Annotated in this window: 13 protein-coding genes and 2 tRNA genes; 7 read left to right on the top strand and 8 right to left on the bottom strand. The window is 67.7% G+C overall.

All coding sequences use genetic code 11. From position 1 onward, the window contains the following. The 4 genes from VFS34_15870 to VFS34_15855 all read right to left on the bottom strand — a co-directional run. The coding region (locus VFS34_15870; protein HET9795929.1) for a Fe-S cluster assembly protein HesB at positions 1-561 on the bottom strand (561 nt) is incomplete at its 3' end. A 19-nt stretch (positions 562-580) separates the two neighbouring features. Then, the gene (locus tag VFS34_15865; protein HET9795928.1) at positions 581-1852 is read right to left on the bottom strand and encodes an ABC transporter permease; all 1272 of its coding nucleotides are present in this window, start codon (positions 1850-1852) and stop codon (positions 581-583) included. 22 nt (positions 1853-1874) lie between these two features. Beyond that, positions 1875-3089, bottom strand: coding sequence for an ABC transporter permease (locus VFS34_15860; GenBank protein ID HET9795927.1), 1215 nt, complete (start codon positions 3087-3089; stop codon positions 1875-1877). Continuing rightward, a complete protein-coding gene (locus VFS34_15855; protein ID HET9795926.1) occupies positions 3086-4429 on the bottom strand; it encodes an efflux RND transporter periplasmic adaptor subunit in 1344 nt (447 codons plus the stop codon). The genes VFS34_15860 and VFS34_15855 overlap by 4 nt, the downstream gene beginning before the upstream one ends. 133 nt (positions 4430-4562) lie before the next feature. Here VFS34_15855 and VFS34_15850 point away from each other — a divergent pair. Next, positions 4563-4652 (top strand) — tRNA-Ser (locus VFS34_15850). A gap of 466 nt (positions 4653-5118) precedes the next feature. Here the strand turns inward: VFS34_15850 and tadA are convergent. Further along, entirely contained in the window at positions 5119-5649 is a 531-nt protein-coding gene (gene tadA / locus VFS34_15845; protein HET9795925.1) for a tRNA adenosine(34) deaminase TadA, read from the bottom strand. Positions 5650-5823: 174 nt separating this feature from the next. Between tadA and VFS34_15840 the strand changes: the two genes are divergently transcribed. Continuing rightward, positions 5824-6114, top strand: a complete 291-nt coding sequence (locus VFS34_15840) for an HU family DNA-binding protein (protein HET9795924.1) — start codon at positions 5824-5826, stop codon at positions 6112-6114. Positions 6115-6487: 373 nt separating this feature from the next. On the opposite strand, the gene VFS34_15835 is transcribed toward VFS34_15840, so the two are convergent. Next, positions 6488-6564: transfer RNA gene (locus VFS34_15835), tRNA-Arg, on the bottom strand. Positions 6565-6827: 263 nt separating this feature from the next. Here VFS34_15835 and VFS34_15830 point away from each other — a divergent pair. The 3 genes from VFS34_15830 to VFS34_15820 all read left to right on the top strand — a co-directional run bounded on the left by VFS34_15830 (position 6828) and on the right by VFS34_15820 (position 12361). Beyond that, positions 6828-9212, top strand: a complete 2385-nt coding sequence (locus VFS34_15830) for an S-layer homology domain-containing protein (GenBank protein HET9795923.1) — start codon at positions 6828-6830, stop codon at positions 9210-9212. A gap of 124 nt (positions 9213-9336) precedes the next feature. Continuing rightward, positions 9337-11985 carry a TIGR03960 family B12-binding radical SAM protein gene (locus VFS34_15825; GenBank protein HET9795922.1) on the top strand — a complete coding sequence of 883 codons (2649 nt, stop codon included), beginning with the start codon at positions 9337-9339 and terminating at the stop codon, positions 11983-11985. A gap of 4 nt (positions 11986-11989) precedes the next feature. Further along, entirely contained in the window at positions 11990-12361 is a 372-nt protein-coding gene (locus tag VFS34_15820) for a 6-carboxytetrahydropterin synthase (GenBank protein HET9795921.1), read from the top strand. 266 nt (positions 12362-12627) lie between these two features. Here VFS34_15820 and VFS34_15815 read toward each other — a convergent pair whose 3' ends face one another. Both VFS34_15815 and thiO read right to left on the bottom strand, forming a co-directional pair. Further along, positions 12628-14511, bottom strand: coding sequence for a radical SAM protein (locus VFS34_15815; protein ID HET9795920.1), 1884 nt, complete (start codon positions 14509-14511; stop codon positions 12628-12630). Positions 14512-14545: 34 nt separating this feature from the next. Continuing rightward, positions 14546-15727, bottom strand: a complete 1182-nt coding sequence (gene thiO, locus VFS34_15810) for a glycine oxidase ThiO (GenBank protein HET9795919.1) — start codon at positions 15725-15727, stop codon at positions 14546-14548. A gap of 183 nt (positions 15728-15910) precedes the next feature. Between thiO and VFS34_15805 the strand changes: the two genes are divergently transcribed. Further along, the gene (locus VFS34_15805) at positions 15911-16603 is read left to right on the top strand and encodes a peptidylprolyl isomerase (GenBank protein ID HET9795918.1); all 693 of its coding nucleotides are present in this window, start codon (positions 15911-15913) and stop codon (positions 16601-16603) included. Positions 16604-16614: 11 nt separating this feature from the next. Beyond that, positions 16615-17360, top strand: a 746-nt coding sequence (locus VFS34_15800; GenBank protein ID HET9795917.1) for a phosphotransferase, incomplete at its 3' end; no start/stop codon positions are given.

Below are 17360 nucleotides of genomic sequence, written 5' to 3'. Positions count from 1 at the left end.
CCCGGACGCAACGCCGCGCGCGAAAGCGAGAAGCGCGCCCGTCCGGTACCCGGAACGGATCGCGGCGTTCAGCGGGGCTTCGCGCCGTCGGGCGATCGCTTCCGGATCGGGAAACGCGCCCTCTCCGCCGAACCGGTCGATCGCCCGGACGACCATGCCCCGCGTCGCGGCCCAGGAACAGTTCGTCGTCAGCAGCATCTTGACCGCGTCTTCCCACAGCGACGGCGCTCGGAGGAAACGGCCGGCGCCGCGCGCGGCGGCCCAGGAAAGATCGGGATCTTCCGCGGCGAGCGCGAGAAAGCGCCGCAGATCGACGGAGAGCGAGAAGATCCGCGATGCCGCCGCCCGCAGGTCGCTCGGCGAGAGGGCCCCGGGGCCCCGCGCCGACACTCCCGCGGCATTCGGGCGAAACCGGAGCTCCGCGGTCCCGCCGGACGCCCGCGCCCGAACCTGCAGCTCGCCGGCGTCGGCGTCGTATCGGAACGGCGGAAGGTCGTACCAGCCGTGCGAGCGGACGACGGTGTCGAAGGAAAACGGGGCGGCGGCGGCGACCGCGATCACCGCGAAGTCCGTCCGGACTTCACTCGTATCGCAGCGACTCGATCGGATCCAGCCGCGAAGCCTTCACGGCCGGGTACGCGCCGAAGAAGATCCCGACGCTCATCGAAACGACGAGCCCCACGACGACCGACCACACCGGCACGGCGGCGGGAAGCGAGATCGGCAGCGCCCGGACGAGCGCCGCGAGCCCGCCGCCGACGAGAACCCCGACCACGCCGCCGAGCGTCGAGAGCGTGACCGCCTCGGTCAGGAACTGGCCGATGATGTCCCGCCGGAACGCTCCGACCGCTTTCCGGATGCCGATCTCGCGGGTGCGCTGCGTCACCGAGACGAGCATGATGTTCATCACGCCGACGCCGCCGATCAGGAGAGAGATCAGCGCGATCAGGATCATCGCGCCCGTGATCCCGCCGGTGATCGACCGGAACTGCCCGATGAGCTGATCCGGCGTCGAAATCGCGAAGTTGTTCGGCTGGTCGAAGGGGACGCGGCGCCGCGCGCGGAGGACCGCCGTCCCCTGCTCGATCATCTTCTCGATGTCCTCGGTGCGCTTCGGCACGACGCTGATGTTGGAGAGACCGTCCTTGCGAACGACGAACCCGAACTGCTTCTCGAACGTGCCGTACGGGAGGAGGACCTTGTTGTCCGGGGACCAGCCGAACTGCTCCCCCTTCTTCTCCAGGACGCCGATGACCTGGTACCGCAGCCCGTTCAGCGTGATCACCTTGCCGATCGGGTCCTCGCTCGGAAAGATCGCGTCCTTCACGTCGGAGCCGATGACCGTCTCGAGCGCGCTGTGGTCGACCTCGAGCGGCGTGAAGAACCGGCCGTGGCCGACCGTGTACGCCGTCGCCTCCGGATACTGCTGGTCGACGCCCAGCACGTAAGGGTTGTTGGCCTCGAGGCTGCCGTTCTTGACGTGGATCTCGGCATCGAACGTGCCGACGAGGCCGGACACGGCGGCGGCGTCGGGCATCTGGTCGCGCATCGCCTTGACGTCGTCCATCGTGAGGTTCGGACGGTGCTTCACCTCGTCCGCGGACGGGCCGCCCCCGAAACGATCCTCGTACTTCTGGAACTCGATCCGGTTGGCGCCGAACGCCTGGAGATTTCCGATCACGTTGTTGTTGAACCCCGTCACGATCGAGACCATCGCGATGACCGTCGCGACCCCGACGACGATCCCGAGGATCGTGAGTCCGGAGCGGAGCTTGTGCTCGCGCAGGGCGGTGAAGGCGAAGCGCACGTTCTCCGTGAATCCGCGGCGGAAGGTCTCGATCAGACGGTTCATCGGCTCCTCCTCGATCGGCGCGTCATTCGAACCGGAGCGCCTCGATCGGCGGCATCTTCGAGGCGGACGACGACGGCGCGAGCCCCGCGAGCAGCCCGGTCAGGGTCGCGGTGCCGATGCCGATCACCACGAAAACGAAGCGCACCCGCGCGGGGAAGACCTGGTTCACCGCCATCGCGACGAGCGCGCCGAGGATGACGCCGATGACGCCGCCCCCGGTCGCGAGCAGCGCCGACTCGAGCAGGAACTGGCGCTTGATGTCGCGCCGGCGGGCGCCGAGCGCCATCCGCAGCCCGATCTCCTTCGTGCGCTCGACGACCGAGACGAACATGATGTTGGCGATGACGATGGCTCCGACGATCAGCGAGATTCCCGAGATCAGGATCATCAGACCGAAGGCGCTCGCCGTGATCGAGTTCCAGAGGGCCTTGATCGCCTCGGAACCGACGATGCCGAACGGATCGTCGCCGGAAAAGGGCGTCTTGCGGATGGATCGGAGGATCGTCCGGACCTCGTCCTGGGTCGCATCCACCCCCGCCATCCCCGCCCGCGGCCGCACGAAGATGGAAAGGTCCTGTTTCGACGTCATGACCTTCCGGACGAACGAGACCGGAACGAAGACCACGTTGTCGCGGCTCTGCCCGAAGACGTTCCCCTGCTTCGTCTGGATCCCGATGACCGTGATCGGGTAGCCGCCGAGGTAGAGGGTCCGCCCGATCGGGCTCACCGTCGGAAAGCACTGGTCCTTCACGTCGTAGCCGATCACGCCGACCGCCGCCGCGTGGTCGTCTTCCGTCGGCGTGAAGAACCGGCCCGCCTCGAGATCGATGTTCAGCATCGACTCCATGTTCGCGCTGTAGCCCTGGATGTTCACGTTCGAGAGCTTCTTCGGCCCGACGTGAACGTTCGACTGGGCGTCCACGTTGGTTCCGACGGCGGCGCACGAGCGGCACTGCTTCTCGACGATCTGCGCGTCGCGGATCGTGATCGGCTTGCGCTTCTTGGCGAGCAGGTACTCCTGACGACCCCGGATGATCCCGTACTTCGTGAAGACGAGGACGTCCGGGCTCAGGTTCATCACCTTGTCCTGGACGTAGCCGTTCAGGCCGCTGATCACGGAGACCACCGCGACGACCGTCATGACGCCGATGATCACGCCGAGGAGAGTCAGGAACGATCGCAGCTTGTTCCGCCGCAGGGCGGTGAGGGCGACCTGCAGCAGCTCCGCGAAGCTCATCCCTGGCTCGTCGAGGCGGCGCCGGATCCGCCCTTCTTTTCCTTCTCGATCATCACCTTGTCGCCGTCCTTGATCGTCCGGAGAGCCTTGAAAGGCCCCGTGACGATCTGCTGGCCGGCGTCGAGGCCGTTCTTGACCTCGACCGAGAGCTCGCCGGAAAGACCGGTCTGGATCGGAAGGAACTTCACCTTCCCCTTGTCGATGATGTAGACGCCTTCTTCGGTCTTGACCTTTCCGGTCGCCGTCTTCTCTCCTTTCGGCGAGTCGCGAACGACGACGGCGGCGAGCGGGATCGTGAGGACCGACGGCTTCGTGCCCGTGATGATGTCCGACGTCACCGAAAAGCCCGGACGAATCGTGTCCGGCGGCTGGAGCACCTTGATCCGGACCTTGAAGTTGATCGCATCCGAAGTGGTCGTGAGCCCCTGAAGGTCGGGGTCGTTCGGGAGGATCGGCGAGCTGCCGACTTCCGTCACGATGCCGTCGAACGGCCGATTCGGATAGGCGTCGACGTTGACGAGCGCTTTCTGCCCGACCTTGACGCTCGGGACGTCGGTCTCGTCGACCATCATCACGGCCTCGACCGTCGCCATGTCCGAAACCGTCATGAGCTGCGTGCCCGCGTTGTTCATCGTGCCGATCACGGTCACCTCGCCCTCTTTGATCGGGAGGGCGGTGACGACGCCGTCGAGCGGGGCGCGGACCGTCGTCTTCGACAGCGTGTCGCGGGAGGCGTTCAGGTTCGCCTTGCTCTGATCGATCCGGTTCTGGGCCGCCTGGAAGTTGGCGATCGCCGTGTCGAGCGTCGATTTCGCTTTCTGGTAATCCGCCTCGGCGAGGATCTTCTCCTCGAAGTTCTTCTTGGCGCGCTCGTAGTCACGCCGGGCCTGCTCCATCGTCGCCTTGGCGGAATCCCGGTCGGAGAAGCTCGCGGCGAGCGCGGCGACGGAACCCGCCTCGCCGGCCGCCGCCTGGTTCTTGTCGATCTGGAGGAGGAAATCCCCTTTCTTGACGTGATCGCCCTCGCGCACCGCGAGGTTGACGATCTGCCCCATCACGAGAGCCGAGAGATCGACCTTCTTCTCCGCCTGGATCTTGCCGTTGGCAGTCACCTTCGAAACGATGTCCTGCCGCTCGACCTTCGCGACCGTGACGCGCGGGATCTTGGCCTTGGCAGCCTGGATCCTTCCGAACACCACGAGGGCGGCGACGACGGCGACGACGACGATCGCGATCTTCCACTTGCGGGAGAGGCGCCGCTTCGGCGTGGGGACCGAAAGGGCGGCCGGTTCGTATCCCGGCTCGAGGCGCGGCGCGACGGGGTCAAATTTCGAAGCCATGTTCCTCAATCCTCACTCCGGCGGCAAAGGGTCCGCTCTCGGCTGAATAGTACGTCGTTCGAGCGGTTTTGTTTCCGCCGTGGCGAGCGCGGAACCCCTCCAACGATGGGCTATAATCCGCCCCCCGACCCGCGGAGGGGTGCTGGAGTGGTTGATCAGGCCGGTCTCGAAAACCGGTAAACCCGAAAGGGTTTCGAGGGTTCGAATCCCTCCTCCTCCGCCAAAACCTCTTCGCTTCGCGGCCGCGTTGCGGCCGCTCGCTGCGAGGCACTCGTTCCTCCGCGCTGGCTCCGGACCTCGGGCGTCGCGGGCTCCGCCCGCGACAGTTTTGGCCACATCCAGCCTGGGGGAGGTATCCCCCAAACCCCCTCTCCATCTGGCAAACGCGCTCCGCGGGCCCGCCTTCGCTCAGCCACAGCCCCGCTTTCGGGTAATGGAACGTCGCGACGAGTACGGTGGTTGTCGATGAAGTCGTGGCGGGCCCGGGAGTTGTATCCCCCAAACCCCTTCTCCATCTGGCAAGGGTGCTCCGCCCGCCCGCCTTGCTCAGCCACAGCCCCGCTTTCGTGAAATGGAGCGTCACCGACGAGTACGGCGGTTGTCGATGAAGTCGTGGCGGGCGCGGGAGTTGCGCTCTGCCGGTTCCGAATGGTGCTCGCTGCGAGGTATCGGGATCGGCGGCGCCGGGTTCAGGCTCGGGGCTTCCGCGGAGTCGGCTTGGCCTTCTTCTCCCCCGTCGCTCCCCCGCGTCGTTCCCGGAAAAAACGCCGGAGAAGCTCCGCGGATTGATCCGCGAGCACCCCTCCCCGGAGGGAGCAGCGGTGGTTGAGCCGGGAATCCGTCGCGATCGCGCCGAGGCTCTCCACGTAGCCCGCCTTCGGGTCCGAGCATCCGTAGACGATTCGCGCGATTCGAGCGTTGACGCAAGCGCCCGCGCACATCGCGCACGGTTCGAGCGTCACGTAGAGCGTCGCGCCGTCGAGCCGCCAGCTCCCCGACCGCGCCGCCGCCCGGCGAAGCGCCTCGATCTCCGCATGATGCGTCGGATCCGCTCGCGATTCGCGGCGGTTGGTGCCCCGTCCCAGCGCGCGTCCGCCGCGGACGACGACCGCGCCGACGGGCACCTCGCCGCGCGATCCGGCCCGTTCGGCCAGCCGCAGCGCTTCCCGCATCCACGCCGCATCTTCGTCCCGGGGGACCGGTGAAATTTTTCCGGACACGCTGAATTTTCGCTTTTTCTTAGATATTTTCAAGAATCCCTTGCGTTTCGCGATCCGGCGCGCTAGATTCCCACGCAATCCCGGCGGTGGCAAGGAAGCGTTTTCCGACCGTTGCGAAAGCTTGAAATACGCTGCTTGGAAAACAGGGTGGCGTGAAATGAAAGGAAGGATTCAATGGCCAAAGCGATGACCAAATCCCAGGTCGCCGATCACCTCGCGAAGAAGACCGGGGTCACCAAGAGAGTGGCGACGCAGTTTCTCGAGGAGCTCGCCGCGCTCGCGCACAAGGAAGCCAAGAACTCGTTCACGATCCCGGGACTGGGAAAAATGGTCCTCGTCAACCGCAAGGCGCGGATGGGCCGCAACCCCGCCACCGGCGAGCCGATCAAGATCGCCGCGAAGCGCGTCGTGAAGTTCCGCGTCGCGAAGGCCGCGAAGGACGCGATTCTGGGCGGCAAGAAGTAACTTTCTCTCGCCACCCTTCGATCGGGCGCGGGCATCGTCCCGCGCCTTTTCTTTTGGGCGAGGAATTCGACCCCGCCTTCGCCTCCCATTGTCAGGGCTGGCCCCATTTGATCGCGCCGCAGGGTCGCCAGCGCGCAGCGCCTGGCCGAGGCGGATGGTGCACCCGGAGGAATGAGCCGACGCACTCGCGTGCTTGGCGAACCTCCTCAGACTCGTTCGCTCAGCGACCGGGTGTGACTGTCTTTCCGGGTTCCCGGCGTAATTGGTGCACCCGGAGGAATGAGCCGGCGCACTCGCGTGCTTGGCGAACCTCCTCGGAGTCATTCGCTCAGCGACCGAGTGTGCCTCCTCGGTTCCTGGTTCCCGGCGTAATTGGTGCACCCGGAGGAATTCGAATCCCCAACCTTCTGATCCGTAGTCAGATGCTCTATCCAATTGAGCTACGGGTGCAAGGGCGCGCAGATTAGCGAAATTCGCCGGGATTTTCAATTGCGGCGCGGCGAGCGAATTCCGTCCGAGCCGACGCCGGAGCGCCCTCGCTCCCGCCGCCACGCTCGTCCCGTCGAACCCCAAACGATGCCCGGGACCGTGACGGGGTCGTGCATCTTCGGGCCCGCAATTTGCACTGCGCCGCACCGGATGCAACGGCTGTTCTGCGATGTTCCCCTGTCCCGCCCGTGTGACGCCTCGCGCGATCGCTCGAATCCGACGCGATGCTGAAGCCTCACGCTCGCCTGCTGATCGCTCTGGCGACGCTCGCCACCGCTTCGTCCGCGGGCGCCGCGATCCCCGCGACGGAAAGGCAGGTCCTGCTCGATCTCTTCTCTTCGGCCCATGGAAGCGGATGGACACAGCACGCCGGCTGGGGCGGTCCGGCGGGAACGGAATGCGCGTGGTACGGCGTCCAGTGCGACGCGGCGGGGGCGCATGTCACGGCGCTGAACCTCGACTCCAACAATCTCGCGGGAACGCTTCCCGCGATCGCCCCCCTCTCCGCTCTGCAGTACTGCATCCTTTCGAACAACCGCCTGACCGGATCGATCCCTCCCGTCTCGAGCCTCACCGGCCTCCGGATCCTCGAGCTGTACGGGAATTCTCTCGGCGGCTCGATTCCGAGCCTCGCCGGCCTCTCCTCTCTCACCTCGCTCGAGCTCAACAGCAACCGGCTGACCGGGTCCATCCCTTCGCTCGCGAGCCTGACGAGCCTGCAGGTCTTCGACCTCGATACGAACGCCCTGACCGGCCCGGTCCCCAGCCTCTCGGCGATGACGCAGCTCCAGTACATGGCGCTCGACACCAACCGGCTCTCGGGGCCGATTCCGGACCTTTCCGCGCTCACGCAGCTCTCCGATTGCGAGCTGTACGACAACCAGTTCGACGGACCGGTGCCGAGCCTCGCGAATCTGTCGAACCTCCGGATCCTCCTTCTCTCGAACAACCGTCTGACGGGACCGTTTCCCGACGTGACCGGCACCGCGCTCGAGACGCTCGACCTCGACTACAACTACCTGTCGGGGCCGATCCCGTCGACGGTCGGCAACGCGACGACGCTCCGGAACCTCCTCTGCGCCGGAAACGATCTCGTCGGCGCCCTGCCGTCCGCCCTCTCCGGGTTGACGAACCTCGCGCCCGGAGGAAGCGACTTCCGGTACAACGGGCTGTCCACGGCGAGCTCCTCGCTCGCGTCCTTTTTGGACGAAAAACAGGAAGGAGGCGACTGGCAGTCGACCCAGACGATCGCGCCGTCCGCCGTTTCGGCGGGGTCGCGGACGAACAACGCGATCCGGGTCGCCTGGACGCCGATCCCGTACTCGTCCGATCCCGGGAGTTACGACGTCTACGTCGCGCCCTCGAACGTCGGGCCGTACGCCTTCGCGGGCAGCACGTCGGACAAGACGCTGGGCTTCCTCACGGTCTCCGGGCTCCGCCCCTCCACGACCTACTCCTTCGTCGTCCGAACCACGACCGACCGCGGGCCCCAGAACGCGAACGCCGTCACGAGCGTGGACAGCGCGATCGTCTCGGCGTCGACGACGTCCTGCGGCGACTGCGCGCTCGCCCCGTCGGCGATCGTGCTCGAAGGGACGCCGGTGACCCCGGCGCGGACTTCGGAGCCGAACGGCGTTCTCGACCCGGGCGAAACGGCCGCCGTCGTTCCCTCGTGGACCGACGTCTCCTCGTCGACCGTCGGATCGGTCACCGGCACGCTGTCCGGGCTGTCCGGTCCGGACAACGGAACGGTCGTTTACTCGATACCGGACTCCTCTGCGACGTACGGAACGCTCGCGGCGGGGGCGACTCGATCCTGCGCGACCGACGGCTACCAGGTGCGCGTCGACGCCGACCTGCGCCCCGCGCTCCACTGGGACGCGACCGCAAACGAGAAATTGAGCTCGGGAGAGGTCCACACGTGGACTCTCCACGTCGGCGAGAGCTTCACCGACGTACCGACTTCGTCGACGCTCTATTCGTACGTCGAGACGATCCTCCACTTCGCGATCACGAAGGGAACGGGCCCGGCGACCTACGGACCCGCCCTCGACACGATGCGCGACCAGATGGCGGCGTTCATCGCGCGCGCGCACGCCGGCGGCGACCCGAACGTCCCCGACTCCGGGAACGTGAGCGGGCTCGGATCCTACGCGTGCGTTCCGGGAGGCCACTCCCTCTTCGCCGACGTGGCGCCGACGGACCTGTTCTGCCGGCACATCCATTTCATCGCGGCACGGGGGCTCTCGTTCGGCTGCACCGACGCGGCCCGGTTCACGTCGAACTATTGCCCCGGCATCGCGATCAACCGCCGCAGCATGGCCGTCATGCTCGCGCGCGACCTCGCCGGAGGCGATTCCCTCGTCCCCTCGAGCGCGCCGGATCCGGGGAACGGCCGGTCCTACGACTGCACAGACGGGCAACCCAACGCGTTCTCGGACGTCCCCGATTCGGACGCGGGATGCCGCTTCATCTACTATCTCTGGTCGAAGGGGATCGTCGACGGATACGGAAACGGCCTCTACGGTCCCGGCGACCCCGTCCTCCGCGACCAGATGGCCAAGTACCTGACGCTGACGTACGGGCTCCGGCTCTACCCGATCGACTGAAGCCGGCGCGGGGACTCCTCCCTTCGCCGCCTCGTCGCGGCCGGATCCCCCCGAGCCGGAGCGGCGCGTCCGAGCCACCTTCGCCCTCGAGAGGAAGCGCGGCCGCCTCATCCATGTAGAATCGATGGTTTCCACGGAGGAACCCATCATGGCCTTCGTCTCGGTGCGGCCCCGAATCGATCCCCTGCTCCCGTTCGTCGAGCGCCCGGGCCGTTACATCGGTCTCGAGCGGAACGTCGTGCGCAAGGATCTCGCCGCCGCGAAGGTTTCGCTCGCGCTCGCTTTCCCCGACACGTACGAAATCGGCATGTCCCACACGGGGCTGAAGATCCTCTACGAAATCGTCAATCGCCGGGAAGGGTGGGCGTGCGAACGCGTTTACGCGCCGTGGACCGACTTCGAAGCGAAGATGCGCGAGAACGGCATTCCGCTCTTCACGGTCGAGTCCTTCAGTCCGGCGGTCGACTTCGACGCCCTCGGATTCTCGCTGCAGGCGGAGATCAACTACTCGAACGTCCTCAACATGCTCGATCTCGCGGGGATCCCCCTCCTCCAGAAGGACCGGCGCGCCGGCGATCCGATCGTGATCGGCGGCGGACCGTGCACGGCGAACCCGGAGCCGCTCGCGATCTTCTTCGACGTCTTCCTGATCGGCGACGCCGAGGAGGCGCTGCCGCTCTTCCTCGAGCGGCTCGAGGCGGCGAAGACCGCGGGCGAGTCGCGCGACTCGTTCCTCGAAAGCGTGGCCCGCGTTCCGGGCTTCTACGTCCCGTCGCTCTACGACGTCGCCTGCCGGGAGGACGGGACGATCGCGGCGATCTCGCCGAACCGCCCCGGCGTGCCGGATCGCGCGCGCCGCGTGTGGATCGAGCGGCTCTCGCCGGACCATTATCCGGAGAAACCGGTCGTCCCCTCGGTCGACATCGTGCAGGACCGGCTCGGTCTCGAGATCATGCGCGGCTGCACGCAGGGCTGCCGGTTCTGCCAGGCGGGCTACTGGTACCGCCCCGTGCGCGAGCTGGATCCGGCGGACGCGGCGGCGATGACGAAGCGATTCATCGGAGAGACCGGATGGTCGGAAGTCGGGCTCCTGTCGCTTTCGACGGCGGATTATTCGCAGATCGAGCCGCTCGTCTCCTGCCTCGCGCCGCAGCTGGCGGAGCAGCGCGTCTCGATCTCCCTCCCTTCTCTCCGGGCGGAGGCGTTCTCGGTCGGACTGGCCGACGCCGTTTCCGAGGTCCGGAAATCGGGGTTCACGTTCGCGCCGGAAACCGGCTCCGACCGGCTTCGCCGGGTCATCAACAAGACGTTCACGAATGCGGACATGGTGAAGGCGGCCGACGCCGCGTTCTCGCGCGGCTGGGACCTGATCAAGGTCTACACGATGATCGGGCTCCCGACCGAGACCGAAGCGGATCTCGACGAGCTCGTGACCCTCGTGCGGGACATCCTCGCCGCGGGCCGGCGCTACGGCCGCAAGAGCGTCAACGTCTCGGTCGGCTCCTTCGTTCCGAAGTCCTGGACGCCGTTCCAGTGGGCGGCTTTCGACGGCGTCGACACGCTTTCCGCGAAGATCCGGTACCTCCAGCAGAAATTCCGGGGCGTCCGCGGCGCGAACATGAAGAGCCACTCTCCGGCGGAAGCGGAGATCGAATGCGTTCTCTCCCGCGGAGATCGCCGGATGGGAGAAGTGCTCCTCGAGGCCTGGAAGCGCGGCGTGAAGTTCGACGGCTGGAGCGAGCACTTCCGCCCCGACCTCTGGCACGACGCGTTCCGCGCCTGCGGAATCGCGCCGGAGCGGTATCTGCGCGAGTACGCGGTCGACGAGATCCTCCCGTGGGACGTGATCGACGCGGCGGTGACGAAGAAGTTCCTGAAGATCGAGAAGATCAAGGCGCTCCGCGAGCACGAGACCGAGGACTGCAAGTGGGGACATTGCTACGCGTGCGGGGTGCCCGGCAACGGCGAGGACACCGTGCTCGCGCGGCCGATGGGGACGCTCCCGGTCGCCGGCCGGGCGCCGCTGCCGAGCGATCTTCCCGCGGCTCCTCCGGCGGCCTCCGAACCCGCGGCGTACACGGACGCCGCCAAGGGCGCCGCTTACCGGCGCAAGGCGATGCCCGACGTCGCGGCGCCGGCGCGCCGCCGGCCCGGCTTCGACTCGGACGCCCGTCCGAGGCTCCGTTACCGGCTGACGTTCGAAAAGCTCGGCGACGCCCGGTACCTTTCGCACCGGAACACGATGGACGCCTTCGAGCGGGCGATCCGCGCGGCGGGAATGCCCGCCGCCTACTCGGAAGGTTTCAATCCGCGCATGCGGCTCTCGATGGGGCCCGCGCTCGCCCTCGGACTCGAGTCGCGCGAAGAGGTGCTCGACCTCGAAACGAGGGGCGGACTGCCGGAAGACGCCGCGTCGCGGATCACGGACCGGCTCCCGCCGGGCGTGCGGGTGACCGCGGTGCGTGCGCTCGCGGCGGGCGAGGCGCCGCTGTCCAAGGCGATCCGCGGCGCCGCCTACTCGGTGGTGCTCGGCCCTTCCCTCCGCGCGCGCGCCCGCTCCGTGGCGGACAACGGCGCCCGGGAGCTCGCGCCGGCCCTTCGCTCCATCGCCGTCGACCGCGAAGGCTCGCGCCTGCGGTTCGAGGTGAACCTCGATGCCTCGTCCGGAGACACGGCCACCCCCCGAAAGGTCGTCGAACAGCTGTTCGCCCTCTCCGCCGAGGAAATCACCGCGCTCTCGATCACGCGCGAAGCCACGATGCTCGCCGGGTGAGCGCATGGCTTTCCGAGTCACCGTCGAAGCCCGCTTCGAAGCCGCCCACTTCCTGATCCACTACCGCGGCCAGCCCGAGCCGCTCCACGGGCACTCCTACCGGGTGGAGGTGGCCCTCGAGGCCGCCGGGCTCGACCGCGACGACCTCGCCGTCGATTTCCTCGCCGCGAAGGATCTCGTCCGGAAGATCGCCGGCGAACTCGACTACCGCAACGTGAACGACCACCCGGCCTTCGCCGGCCGGAACACGTCGGCGGAGAACATCGCCCGCCACTTCGCGGAGCGGATCGCCGCCTCGGGCGTGCTCGCGCCCGCGCGCGTGGCCGAGGTCGTCGTGTGGGAGGGACCGGAGAACCGGGCGGCGTTCAGGCCGTAGTCAGGGACGCCTCGGGCGCGGTCGCGAGTGACGAGTCGCGAGTCGAAAGTCGAAAGTCGAAAGTCGAAAGTCGAAAGTCGAAACAATACACGACAGGTTCGATACGCGGGCGCGAGCCGATGGAAAAACCGTCGAGGCGCGGCGAGGCGCGAGCCGGACGGGATGCGGGGCGCCCGGCCCGCGGCCGAGTCGTACCAGTGGCGTACGGCGAGCGCCGCGGGCGGGCGGCCCGCGCCCGCCCGGCTCGATGCATCGTCCGCGCTTGCCTACTTGATCAGCGCGGAGAAGACGGGCAGCATGGCCTTGGCCGCGATCGACGCCGGCGCCTGCTGCGGGGGCGGCGTCATCGGCACGAGCGGCGCCGGCGCATCGGCCGGAAGAGACGGGAGCGGAACGTTCTTTCCGCGGGCGTACACGGTGTGCCGCCCGTTCTTCTTGTACCACTCGGCGAGGGTCGCCGACCGGAAGATCTCCTCGACGATCTTCCTCCAGCCCACTCCCGTGTTGTAGGCGCAGAAGGAGATCTCCCCCATCTGCGTCGCGTACGGGATGATGCACATCTCCGTCCGGCGGAAGTCGTAGTTGAAGAGATCCTGGAACCACATCCCGCCGACGAAGAGCACGCGCCAGCTGTAGCGCTTCTTCCGGGCGATCCCCATCTTCCCGCCCGTGTGGCCGTCCATGATCTTGACGAGGTCCCAGGCGCCGAGGTTCTTCGGGAGGTTCTCGGGACGGAGGTTGCGGAGGATCGAGAGCGCGACCTGCGCCGCCGCGACCGGCTTCGACCGCGCGCTGTCGGTGATCCGCTGGAAATCCTTCAGCAGCCGGTCCACGTCGATCAGCGCCGGGACCGGAACGGCCTCTTTCGTCTTCTCGTGGACGAGGAGCATCGTGCCGATCCCGCAGTTCGGGTGGCAGCCGCACTTCATCGAGCCCCACTCCGCCTCGAGGCCGGAGAGCTGGTCCTTCAGGTCCGAAAACGGCCCGGAGGCCGAGAGCGGGAACCAGTCGCGCATGACGTCGCCGATTCCCGCCTGCTCCTTCACGTCGTGCGCGAGGTTCGACAGCGTGTACCGCTGCCGCTTCAGCGTCTCGGCGTCGATGTCCTCGTCGCGGCCGGTGAACGACACCGGCTGGAAGGAGAGGGCGTTGATCTTGTCGATGTTCTGGATCGCGAAGTTGAGGATCGCGCCGACCTGGTCGTTGTTGACGCTGTTGACGATCGTCGTCACGAGCGTGACGTCGATCGCGTACTTCTTCAGGTGCTCGACCGCGCGGAGCTTCACGTCGAACAGGTTCCCGACCTGCCGATGCTGGTTGTGGTCGTTGTCGACCCCGTCGAACTGGAGGTACGCGAAACGCAGACCCGCTTCCGCGGCCTCCTTCGCGAAGCTCTCGTCCTGCGCGAACCGGATTCCGTTGGTCGCGCACTGGACCGAGAAATAGCCGAGCTCCCGGGCATACCGGATGGCGGGAAGGAAGTGCGGCGAGAGGGTCGGCTCCCCTCCCGAGAACTGGACGGAGAGCTGGCGCTTCGGCTTGATCGCGATCGCGTTGTCGAGGAGCTCCTTGACGTCCTCCCACTCGAGCTCGTGGACGAATCCGACCTGATTGGCGTCCATGAAGCAGGGGTTGCACATCATGTTGCAGCGGTTCGTCAGGTCGATCGTCAGCACTGCCCCGCGGCCGTACTTGATCGAGGAAGAGCCGTGGTCGTGCAGGCCGTCCTTCGGGATCGTGAAATCGCGGCCGGGGTAGAGCGATTCGAGGCGCGCGAAGAACGCGGGATCGGTCGACATCACGTCCTCGAAATGGCCGTGGTCCGGGCAGTCCTTCTCCATGACGATCCGGCCGTCCTTTTCGACGATGCGGGCCTTGATCTCCCCCGCGCGGCTGTTGACGAGGACCGACCAGTCGGCGTTACCGGAGAGGATCGATTCCCGGACTTCCTTGACGCACCCCGGACAGAGCGAATCGGTCTCGCGGGGGAACCCCAGAACCGGCCGGCTCCGCTCGCGAGACTTGATCAGAGGGGAAGGAGCCCATCTCGGCTGGAACACTCCCTCCGGGAATCTCCGATCGACTGCGGATGCGGCGCGCCACGCCCCTTCGGCGGCGGCGCGGACCGCGGAATAGAGCTGTTTCTTCATTCGAGGTCACCCATTTCCCAAATGCTTGCGTTGCCTAGCGTTCGGCGATCTTACCAAGACGCATTTCCCGCTGTAAAGCGGAATTCGGGGCGCTCACCGGCTCGTTTTCTCGCACGAATCGCGCCATCGAGAACGGCCCCGGTACCGCGGTCTGATTTTCGTCGAGAACCGCCTGGGACAGCCGTCGCGCGACGGCGGGCGCCATCAGGACGCCGTTCCGGAAGCCTCCCGCGGCGAGGAAGTACCCGGGGAGGGGCGTGGCACCCAGGACCGGGAGGCCGTCGGGGGCGGCCGGCCGCAGTCCGGCCCATGCCCCGACGAACCGCGATCCCGCGAGCGCCGGGACGAGCTCGATCGCGCGCCGGAGGAGGTTCGCGACGGCGGCCGCGGTCACGACCTTCTCGTAGCCGACGAACTCGATGGTCGATCCGGCGAGGAGCCGGCCGTGCTCGCGCGGAGCGAGGTAGAAATGATCGCGATGCAGCACCCGGGCGGGCCGCGAGGAACCCGAATCGAGCTCGACGATCTGCCCGCGCGCCGGGGCGATCGGCACGGAGAATCCCGCGGCCCCGGCGAGCCCCGCCCAGGAGCCGGCCGCGTCGACGACCGCGCCCGCGGCCAGATCTTCGCCGGGCGTGCGCACGCCGGTACAGACGGCCGATTCGATCCGCAGGGCGGTCACGGGCGTTCCCGTGACGAAGCGCGCACCGCGGCGCTCCGCCGAGACGCGCAGTCCGCGAATCAGCTCCCGGGCATCGATGACGGCTTCCTCGGGGAACGACAGCATCGGACCTTCCGGGAGCCGGAGCTCCGCGCCGGCGAGATCGGCGGCCCGCACCCCGTCGACGCGCTCGACCGCCCACCCGGCGCGCTCCTGGCGGCGGGCGAGGTCTTCCATCGCGGCGGCGTCTTCGGCGCTCGCGGCGAGCCGCAGCGAGCCGCAGCGCGAATAGTGCGGATCGACGCCGGTCTCCGCGCGGAGCGCATCGACGAGCGCGGGATAGAGAGCCGCGGATTCGCGGCACAGCTCGGCGAGAGGCTCACCGGGAACGGCGTAGGCGCCGGCCGTCAGCATTCCGGCGGCGGCTCCCGAGGCCTCCTGCCCCGGCGACCCGCGCTCGACGACGGTCACCGACGCGCCGCGGAGGGCGAGCTCTCGCGCGACGGCGCATCCGATCACCCCGGCGCCGCAGACGATGACGTCCGAGCTCCCCACGAACCCCATCCTACGCCACCGCCGCGGCCGCGGCACGGACCCTCGACCGCCGGCGGATGCGGACCGTCGCGGCCTCGCGGAGCCCGGATCGAGAACCCCTTCGCGCCGAGGAAGCCGCTCCCGGCGAACCCATCGCCGTCCGGCGGCGCATGCTATCGTTCGTCCTTCACAAGGAGGTTCCGTTTGAGGAAACTGACGATCATGGCCGCCGCGCTCCTCGCGGCTCAGGCGATTTCGGCCGCGCCGGCCCGCCACAAATCGGCGAAGAAAGGGAGCTCGAAGATGGATCCCGCGCACACCCAGGCGACGCTCGTCACCGACTACGGCGACATCACGATCCGCTTCTTCGCCGACAAGGCGCCGCACCACGTCCAGAACTTCATCGAGCTCGCGCAGAAGCACGTCTACGACGGCGTTCTCTTCCATCGCGTGATTCCGGGTTTCATGATCCAGACCGGGGATCCGCTCACGAAGAACCCGAAGACGCCGCGCGAGCTCATGGGAACCGGAGCGTACGCGTCCCCCAAGGGGAACGCCGACGGATTCGTCTACAACACGATCCGGGTCTCCGAACCCGACGGCGGGCAGAAGACCGAGACGATCCGGAACGTCAAGGCGGAATTCAACGACGTCTCCCACAAGCGCGGCGTCGTGTCGATGGCGCGGGCGAGCGACCCGAACTCGGCTTCCTCGCAGTTCTTCATCGTCGTGAAGGACTCGACGTTCCTCGACCACCAGTACACCGCATTCGGCGAGGTGACGTCGGGAATGGACGTGGCCGACAAGATCGCGGCGGCGCCCCGCGACGGCCGCGACAACCCGAATTCTCCGATCCACATCAAGCGCGTGGTCCTCTCGGCGATTCCCGCGTCCTGATCCTCCGCCCCGTGGACGCGCTCGAGGCCCGCATCCGCCGGCTGTGCTCGGAAGCGGGCCTTCCTTTTCGGGGCATGTCGGCCCTCGCCGGAGACGTCGGGCAGCGGCGCTACTTCCGCATCGAGACGGGCGCGACGCCGGTCGTCGCCGCGGTCTACCCCGAAGGCCAGGAAGAGGCGTCCGGCCGCTGGGCCCGTGTTCGCGAGGCGCTCGCCGGAAGCGTTCGCGTTCCCCGGCTCCTCGTTGCCGAGCCGGGAGGCGGCGTCCATCTGATCGAAGACTTCGGCGACCGGCCTCTCTCCTCGCTCTGGGCCGGAGCTCCGGCGCGCCGCCGCGAGCCGCACGCCCGGGCCGCGGAGGTGGCGGCGGCGATCGCCGCCACGGAGGACCCGGGCGTCAACCCGCCGTTCACGGCGGCATTCTTCTTCGGCGAGATGGAGAAGTCCCGGGAGGCGTTCTTCACCGAGCTCGCGAAGTCCCCTCTTTCGGCGTCGGAGCGGTCGGTCCACGACGCCTTCGCCGGAGCTCTGGCCTCCGAGATCGCCGCGCACCCGAGCCGCTTCGTCCATCGCGACTTCCACCTCGACAACCTGCTCGACGCGGAAGGAGAAATCGGCGTGATCGACTTCCAGGACGCCCGCCTCGGACCGGACACGTACGATCTCGCTTCCCTCGTCGGGGAACGCGCAGCGCTGGTGTCCCCGGATGCGGACGCCCGCGCGGCGGCGATCGGGGCGTTCTGCGCGGCCGCCCGGCC

Source organism: Thermoanaerobaculia bacterium (genome assembly GCA_035717485.1).
Classification (GTDB): Bacteria; Acidobacteriota; Thermoanaerobaculia; order UBA5066; family DATFVB01; genus DATFVB01.
This window is presented reverse-complemented; position numbering and strand designations above follow the sequence as displayed.

What these genes read in the sequence shown, in the direction of transcription:
- VFS34_15865 (HET9795928.1), bottom strand. Translation starts at nt 1,852, where the DNA reads ATGAACCGTCTGATCGAGACCTTCCGCCGCGGATTCACGGAGAACGTG.
- VFS34_15860 (HET9795927.1), bottom strand. Translation starts at nt 3,089, where the DNA reads ATGAGCTTCGCGGAGCTGCTGCAGGTCGCCCTCACCGCCCTGCGGCGG.
- VFS34_15855 (HET9795926.1), bottom strand. Translation starts at nt 4,429, where the DNA reads ATGGCTTCGAAATTTGACCCCGTCGCGCCGCGCCTCGAGCCGGGATAC.
- VFS34_15840 (HET9795924.1), top strand. Translation starts at nt 5,824, where the DNA reads ATGGCCAAAGCGATGACCAAATCCCAGGTCGCCGATCACCTCGCGAAG.
- VFS34_15830 (HET9795923.1), top strand. Translation starts at nt 6,828, where the DNA reads ATGCTGAAGCCTCACGCTCGCCTGCTGATCGCTCTGGCGACGCTCGCC.
- VFS34_15825 (HET9795922.1), top strand. Translation starts at nt 9,337, where the DNA reads ATGGTTTCCACGGAGGAACCCATCATGGCCTTCGTCTCGGTGCGGCCC.
- VFS34_15820 (HET9795921.1), top strand. Translation starts at nt 11,990, where the DNA reads ATGGCTTTCCGAGTCACCGTCGAAGCCCGCTTCGAAGCCGCCCACTTC.
- VFS34_15815 (HET9795920.1), bottom strand. Translation starts at nt 14,511, where the DNA reads ATGAAGAAACAGCTCTATTCCGCGGTCCGCGCCGCCGCCGAAGGGGCG.